At 67.9% G+C, this 355-nt stretch carries 1 protein-coding gene; it reads right to left on the reverse strand.

What is annotated here, in order from left to right; all coding sequences use genetic code 11:
- A partial coding sequence (locus tag A8O26_RS29145; protein WP_155740701.1) for an RHS repeat domain-containing protein occupies positions 1-355 on the reverse strand: 355 nt, incomplete at both ends.

Raw genomic sequence — 355 nt, forward strand, 5'->3', positions numbered from 1 at the left:
GGCTGCTTTCGGCGACGAGGTGGTCGCCTTGCCAGAAGAACTCGGTGGTGGCGCCGTCGACGGTTTTGCGGATGCGCCGGCCGAAGGCGTCGTAGGCGTAGGTCGCGGTTTGCCCGTCGGGGCGGGTCAGGCCGATCAGGCGGTGTTGGCAGTCGTAGCGGTATTCGGTGACGAGTGTCTGTGCGCGGCCGCGGCGTTCGCGGATCAGGTTGCCGAAGGCGTCGTAATCGTAGTGACGGTCGCCCTGCATCAGCAGGCGGTTGCCCTTGATCTGGCTCGGGCCGGGGCGGTCCTGCATCAGCAGGTTGCCGGCCGGGTCGTGGGCGAAGGATTCCGCCAGTTCGTCGCGCGAGTG

It is taken from the genome of Pseudomonas fluorescens (genome assembly GCF_001648775.1).
Classification (GTDB): Bacteria; Pseudomonadota; Gammaproteobacteria; order Pseudomonadales; family Pseudomonadaceae; genus Aquipseudomonas; species Aquipseudomonas fluorescens_M.